The sequence below is a fragment of the Vibrio rubrogenes genome, from assembly GCF_059641415.1.
Genome location: NZ_JCARSY010000017.1, coordinates 84742 through 91600 on the forward strand (window position 1 = coordinate 84742; position 6859 = coordinate 91600).

Consider the following 6859-nt stretch of genomic DNA (forward strand, 5'->3'; position numbering starts at 1 on the left):
TGACAAAACCGTTGTTTGGAGATGATATATGAGTCAGGGGAATAATCTCATCCCTTTTCTATATCAATTGAGCAAGAATATGCATTTAGGTTAGCAGACTAGCAGGATATTAACCGCGTGACTATCTCCTCCCGCGAACAAAAAAGGCGGAAACATGTTCCGCCTCTATCACATCATCAGTCTATAACGACTTATTTTCCACCACGATGCGCTCTTTTACGATCATTTTCAGTAAGATGTCTCTTACGAATTCGGATGTTCGCAGGTGTTACTTCAACCAGCTCATCATCATCGATAAATTCTATCGCTTGCTCTAATGTGAATTTAATCGCGGGAGATAGAACCTGTGCTTCATCAGTACCAGAAGCTCGAACGTTGGTCAGCTGCTTACCTTTCAAACAGTTTACAGTTAAATCATTTGAACGGTTATGAATACCAATCACTTGCCCTTCATAAACCTCATCAGCGTGTTCAGCGAATAGGCGCCCACGCTCCTGCAAGTTAAACAATGCGTAGGTAAGAGCTTTACCTGTCGCGTTAGAGATCAACACGCCATTATTACGTTGCCCAATAGAGCCACCTTTGTGTGGACCATAATGATCAAAAGTATGGTAAAGCAGACCTGAACCGGAAGTCAGTGTCATAAACTCCGTTTGGAAGCCGATCAAGCCACGAGAAGGCATGACGAAATCCATACGAACGCGACCTTTGCCGTCCGGAGACATATCTTTCAACTCACCTTTACGGATACCGATATTTTCCATGATGCCACCTTGATGCTCTTCCATCACATCAATAGTCACCACTTCAAAAGGTTCAAGTAACTGGCCATTCTCTTCTTTCAGAATAACTTCAGGGCGAGAAACTGCGAGTTCAAAGCCTTCACGACGCATATTCTCGATCAAAATCGACAAGTGCAGTTCACCACGACCGGATACTCGGAATTTGTCTGGGTCATCTGTTTGTTCAACACGCAGCGCAACATTATGAACTAACTCTTTTTCCAAGCGCTCCAGAATATTACGAGATGTGACAAATTTCCCTTCTTTACCAGCAAACGGTGAGGTATTGACCTGGAAAGTCATCGTTACTGTCGGCTCATCAACTGAAAGTGCCGGCAACGCTTCAATGTTGTTCACATCACAAATAGTATCTGAGATTTTCAGCTCACCCAAACCAGTAATGGCGACAATGTCACCAGCTGTGGCACGCTCAACTTCGTGTCGTTCCAGCCCCAGATAACCGAGAACCGTCCCAACTTTACCGTTTCTCTTCTTACCATCTGCACCAATAATGCTCACTTGCTGGTTCGATTTAACGGTTCCGCGCGTAACTCGACCAACACCGATAACGCCGACATAAGAGCTATAATCTAACTGGGAAATTTGCATCTGCAACGGCCCATCCAGATCAACATCAGGTGAAGCGACATTATCAACGATGGTTTGGAAAAGAGGTTCCATATTCTCGCCAGTTTCGCCTTCTTCTAGCGAAGCCCAGCCGTTTAGCGCTGAAGCGTAAACCACTTGGAAATCTAATTGCTCATCTGATGCACCTAGATTATCAAATAAGTCAAATACTTGATCCATTACCCAATCAGGACGAGCGCCTGGTCGGTCAATTTTGTTAATAACCACAATAGGTTTCAAACCATGCGCAAATGCTTTTTGCGTGACGAAACGGGTTTGCGGCATTGGACCGTCAACGGCATCAACGATAAGCAGAACAGAGTCAACCATAGACATAATACGCTCAACTTCACCACCGAAGTCCGCGTGTCCAGGGGTGTCAACGATATTGATATGGTGATCGTGCCAGTTAATCGCTGTATTCTTAGCTAGGATTGTAATTCCACGCTCTTTCTCAATATCATTCGAGTCCATGACTCGTTCTTCAACTTCACCGCGAGACTGTAAAGTTCCGGATTGTTGTAATAGCTTATCAACCAAGGTCGTTTTACCGTGGTCAACGTGCGCAATGATCGCAATATTTCTTAGTTTATCAATCTGTGGTGTTGTCATGGATTCATCATCATTGTCAAAGTTCAATTCCCGCTCTTTGATGTAACTGGATTTCGGGATAAAAAAAACGCTCAATAATGTACCAGATTTTGAAGAAATGCCCAGAAATATGTGATCTAAAACAAGCCTATTTCTTCTATTAGTACATTTAATCACTCTTCTATAGTTTAGCCTTTGGAATCCATCTCGTTCAAAAAACAATTGCAATTAAAACTTTTCACAACCAGAAAGCAGAAAAAACCATCAAATGCTGTTTGACAAATTGCCTATTCATAGGGCTGAATAGAGAGGCGTTTGGCAACTATTGGTGCAACTTAAATTAAATTGCACCTTATTAGTGCAATGCGCAAATCATTTTAGTGCAATGATTGATAACTGAAAACTCATTATCTTATTAACGCATTGAATTAAAAGGATTTTTAATCATGGCACGATTTTGGCTAATGGCTAATAAAGTTTTAGCTTCAGTTAACGTGATGAACACAAAGTTAATTGATGCTTAAACCAAGTCGAGCTTTTACCGATTTTTTAACACTGGAGGTTGTCCAAGATGTCAGTAGAAAATGTTCTATCGCTGATCCAAGAAAACGAAGTTAAGTTTGTTGATTTACGCTTTACAGATACCAAGGGTAAAGAGCAACACGTTTCTATTCCTGCTCACCAAATCGATGCTGACTTCTTCGAAGAAGGTAAAATGTTTGATGGTTCATCTATTGCCGGCTGGAAAGGAATTAACGAATCTGACATGGTCCTGATGCCAGATGCCTCAACTGCTGTTTTAGACCCATTTACAGAAGACTCCACATTAAATATCCGTTGTGACATTTTAGAGCCGGCAACCATGCAAGGTTATGATCGTGACCCTCGCTCTATTGCACAACGCGCTGAAGAATACATGCGTTCTACAGGCATCGCAGACACCGTACTATTCGGTCCTGAACCAGAATTCTTCCTGTTTGACGATGTAAAATACTCAACTAGCATGTCTGGTTCTTTCTACAAAATCGATGACATCGAAGCTGCATGGAACACTGGCTCAGAAGTCGAAGGCGGTAACAAAGGTCACCGTCCAGGCATTAAAGGGGGTTACTTCCCTGTGGCTCCTGTTGACTCCTCTCAGGACATCCGTAGTGCAATGTGTCTGATTATGGAAGAGATGGGACTGGTTGTTGAAGCACACCACCACGAAGTTGCAACCGCAGGTCAGAATGAGATCGCTTGCCGTTTCAATACCATGACATTGAAAGCAGATGAAATCCAAATCTATAAGTACGTTGTCCATAACGTTGCTCATGCATTTGGTAAAACTGCGACTTTCATGCCAAAACCACTTGTCGGAGACAACGGTTCGGGTATGCACTGTCACCAATCTCTGGCAAAAGACGGTGTCAACCTGTTCGCTGGTGATAAGTACGGCGGTTTGTCTGAAACAGCGTTGTTCTATATCGGTGGTATCATTAAACACGCTCGTGCAATCAACGCATTTGCGAATGCTTCAACAAACTCATACAAGCGTTTGGTCCCAGGATTCGAAGCGCCAGTTATGCTCGCTTACTCAGCACGTAACCGGAGCGCATCAATCCGTATTCCTGTAGTACCAAGCCCGAAAGCTCGTCGTATCGAAGTTCGCTTCCCAGATCCAACAGCCAACCCATATCTGGCTTTTGCTGCAATGCTGATGGCGGGTCTAGACGGAATTAAGAACAAAATTCACCCTGGAGATTCAGCAGATAAAGACTTGTATGATCTGCCAGCAGAAGAAGCAGCACAAATTCCAACAGTTGCAGAGTCTCTGCAACAAGCGTTGGAAGCTTTGGATGCGGATCGTGAGTTCTTAACTGCCGGTGGTGTATTCTCTGATGATTTCATCGATTCTTATATCACTCTGAAATCAGATGATGTGACTCGCATCAATATGACGACTCACCCACTTGAATTCGACATGTACTACTCTGTATAAGTCTGCATTTCATCCCCATGTTATCAGGCCCGCTTTTAGCGGGCTTTTTTATACCAACCGAAGATTACTTATTGAAATATAATCATAAATCTTTTAGCAAACCTCACAAATAAGGAGCATATTGGGCAAGATAATTGCATTCATATTTAATGTAATAAACCATGGCTACAGTTGTCGTGAAATTGGACTCAAAGCGTTGTTGAGCGGACTGATTTCAAAGAAGAGAGACTTGTATTTATCCCTTAGTTAGCCATACTCATTCTACCAACGCACCATTTTTGTGCAATGCGTCATTTTGGAACATGGTAACCACTCATGAGTAGTGAACTTAGTACAACAATATTGAACAATATTGTGACATCCACACTAATACTGGATGAGTCTTTATGCGTTCGCTATGCGAACCCTTCAGCAGAGCAGTTATTTTCACAGAGTGCCAAGCGGATTATCAATCAACCTCTATCCAATTTAATCCAACATGCATCTCTTGATCTAGCGCTTCTCTCACAACCATTACAGAGTGGCCAAAGTATTACCGACAGTGACGTAACATTTGTGGTTGATGGCAAACCCTTAATGCTGGAGGTCACAGTTAGTCCGTTAACTTGGCAAAAGAAATTGATGTTGTTAGTCGAGATGAGAAAGATTGGTCAACAGCGCCGTCTGAGTCAGGAATTAAACCAGCATGCCCAACAACAGGCCGCAAAGTTACTTGTACGGGGATTGGCTCATGAGATTAAGAATCCATTGGGAGGACTGCGAGGGGCAGCACAATTATTAGAAAGGATGCTCCCGGATCAGAGCCTGACAGAATATACACAAATTATTATTGAACAGGCTGACCGACTTCGATCTTTGGTTGATCGACTACTTGGACCACAAAAACCAGGGAAAAAACGATCTGAAAATTTGCACTTAATCCTCGAGAAAGTCCGTCAATTGATCGAACTCGATTCACGTTCTCACCTAGTGATTGAACGTGATTATGACCCAAGTTTGCCCAATATTATGATGGATGTGGATCAAATTGAGCAGGCACTACTGAATATTGTTAGTAATGCTGCACAAATTTTGTCATCACAACAACATGGTAAAATCACACTTCGCACCAGAACAGTGCATCAAGCTAATATACATGGACAACGGCACAAGCTTGTTGCCCGAATTGAAATCATTGATAACGGGCCAGGAATTCCAAACGAGCTGCAAGATACGCTTTTCTATCCGATGGTCAGCGGAAGAGAAGGTGGTAGCGGACTGGGGTTATCGATTTCTCAGAATTTAATTGATCAACATAATGGCAAGATTGAGGTTGAAAGCTGGCCGGGACGGACTGTGTTTACCATCTATCTACCGATAAATTAATTATGGCCCGTTCAATGATATTCACCAGCGAACGAACCATTGACCGGACAAAAATTTTTAACACTTCGCGAACGTTAGTGACAGATGCTGTTTAAGGAATACTGATTATGAGTAAAGGATACGTATGGGTTGTCGATGACGATAGCTCTATTCGATGGGTGATGGAAAAAACCCTGTCTTCAGCCAACATCAAATGTGAAACTTTCTCCGACGCAGAAAGTGTTCTGATGGCTTTGGAAAGAGAATCACCTGACGTATTAGTATCCGACATACGTATGCCAGGGATCGATGGTATTGAGCTGTTACATCAAGTCCACTCTCGCTCACCAGAGCTCCCTGTCATCATTATGACGGCCCATTCTGATCTAGATGCTGCGGTAAATGCTTATCAAAAGGGGGCCTTTGAATACCTTCCCAAGCCTTTTGATGTTGATGAAACACTGACATTAGTCGAACGTGCCATTGCTCACGGCCAAGAACAGCGAAAAGATCAGTCAGGTCGTCTGGCAAATACAGATGATACCCCTGAGATTATTGGCGAGGCTCCGGCCATGCAAGAGGTATTCAGGGCTATTGGACGTCTTTCACGTTCTTCGATTTCTGTCTTGATCAATGGCGAATCAGGGACAGGAAAAGAGCTGGTCGCTCATGCTTTGCATCGGCATAGTCCACGCGCGCAGAAGCCATTTATTGCCTTAAATATGGCAGCAATTCCAAAGGATTTGATTGAGTCGGAGTTATTCGGTCATGAAAAGGGAGCATTTACCGGTGCCAACAACGTCCGACAGGGGCGTTTTGAACAAGCCAATGGCGGGACACTCTTTCTGGATGAGATCGGAGACATGCCACTCGATATTCAGACCCGATTACTACGAGTTCTGGCCGACGGACAGTTTTATCGTGTTGGCGGACACTCTGCGATCAAAGTGGATGTACGAATCGTTGCCGCAACGCATCAAAATCTTGAGAAACTGGTTCATCAAGGTAAGTTCCGGGAAGATCTGTTCCATCGTCTGAACGTCATCAGAATTCAAATCCCAGCACTCAGAGAGCGTCGTCAGGATATCGAGAAGCTAACTAAACATTTTTTAGCTCTTGCAGCCAAAGAACTCGGTGTGGAGATGAAAACCTTGCATCCCAAATCATTGGAGATTCTGAATCGTCTCGATTGGCCGGGTAATGTTCGGCAGTTAGAAAACATGTGTCGTTGGCTAACTGTTATGGCAAGTGGTACCGAAGTTCTCCCGAATGACTTACCTTCAGAACTGCTGTCAGAAAAGAAAAATATTGAATTCGACAATGATACCAGTTGGCAGAAACAATTAGATGCTTGGGCAAGAACAGCCCTGTCCGCCGGAGAGACGGATCTCCTATCTTATGCTTTGCCTGAATTTGAGCGGATTCTTTTGGAAGCGGCATTAAACCATACTAATGGGCATAAGCAGGATGCAGCAAAAGTACTGGGGTGGGGACGAAATACATTGACTCGAAAATTAAAGGAACTCTATTAATC

General features: G+C 43.4%; 4 protein-coding genes. 3 read left to right on the top strand and 1 reads right to left on the bottom strand.

The features are described from left to right. Nucleotides 1-191: 191 nt before the first annotated feature. The gene (gene typA / locus AC55NX_RS13310) at nucleotides 192-2021 is read right to left on the bottom strand and encodes a translational GTPase TypA (protein WP_496996184.1); all 1830 of its coding nucleotides are present in this window, start codon (nucleotides 2019-2021) and stop codon (nucleotides 192-194) included. A 550-nt stretch (nucleotides 2022-2571) separates the two neighbouring features. Here typA and glnA point away from each other — a divergent pair. The 3 genes from glnA to glnG all read left to right on the top strand — a co-directional run bounded on the left by glnA (nucleotide 2572) and on the right by glnG (nucleotide 6857). Then, complete coding sequence (gene glnA / locus AC55NX_RS13315) at nucleotides 2572-3981, top strand: glutamate--ammonia ligase (RefSeq protein ID WP_496996185.1); 1410 nt, start codon at nucleotides 2572-2574, stop codon at nucleotides 3979-3981. A 315-nt stretch (nucleotides 3982-4296) separates the two neighbouring features. Continuing rightward, nucleotides 4297-5346, top strand: a complete 1050-nt coding sequence (gene glnL / locus AC55NX_RS13320) for a nitrogen regulation protein NR(II) (protein WP_496996186.1) — start codon at nucleotides 4297-4299, stop codon at nucleotides 5344-5346. 107 nt (nucleotides 5347-5453) lie between these two features. Continuing rightward, nucleotides 5454-6857: a nitrogen regulation protein NR(I) gene (glnG, locus tag AC55NX_RS13325; protein WP_059122992.1), complete on the top strand. Its 1404-nt coding sequence runs from the start codon at nucleotides 5454-5456 to the stop codon at nucleotides 6855-6857. Nucleotides 6858-6859: the final 2 nt, after the last annotated feature.

Excerpts from the sequence above, each read along its gene's own strand:
- typA (WP_496996184.1), bottom strand. The coding sequence starts at position 2,021 with ATGACAACACCACAGATTGATAAACTAAGAAATATTGCGATCATTGCG.
- glnA (WP_496996185.1), top strand. The coding sequence starts at position 2,572 with ATGTCAGTAGAAAATGTTCTATCGCTGATCCAAGAAAACGAAGTTAAG.
- glnL (WP_496996186.1), top strand. The coding sequence starts at position 4,297 with ATGAGTAGTGAACTTAGTACAACAATATTGAACAATATTGTGACATCC.
- glnG (WP_059122992.1), top strand. The coding sequence starts at position 5,454 with ATGAGTAAAGGATACGTATGGGTTGTCGATGACGATAGCTCTATTCGA.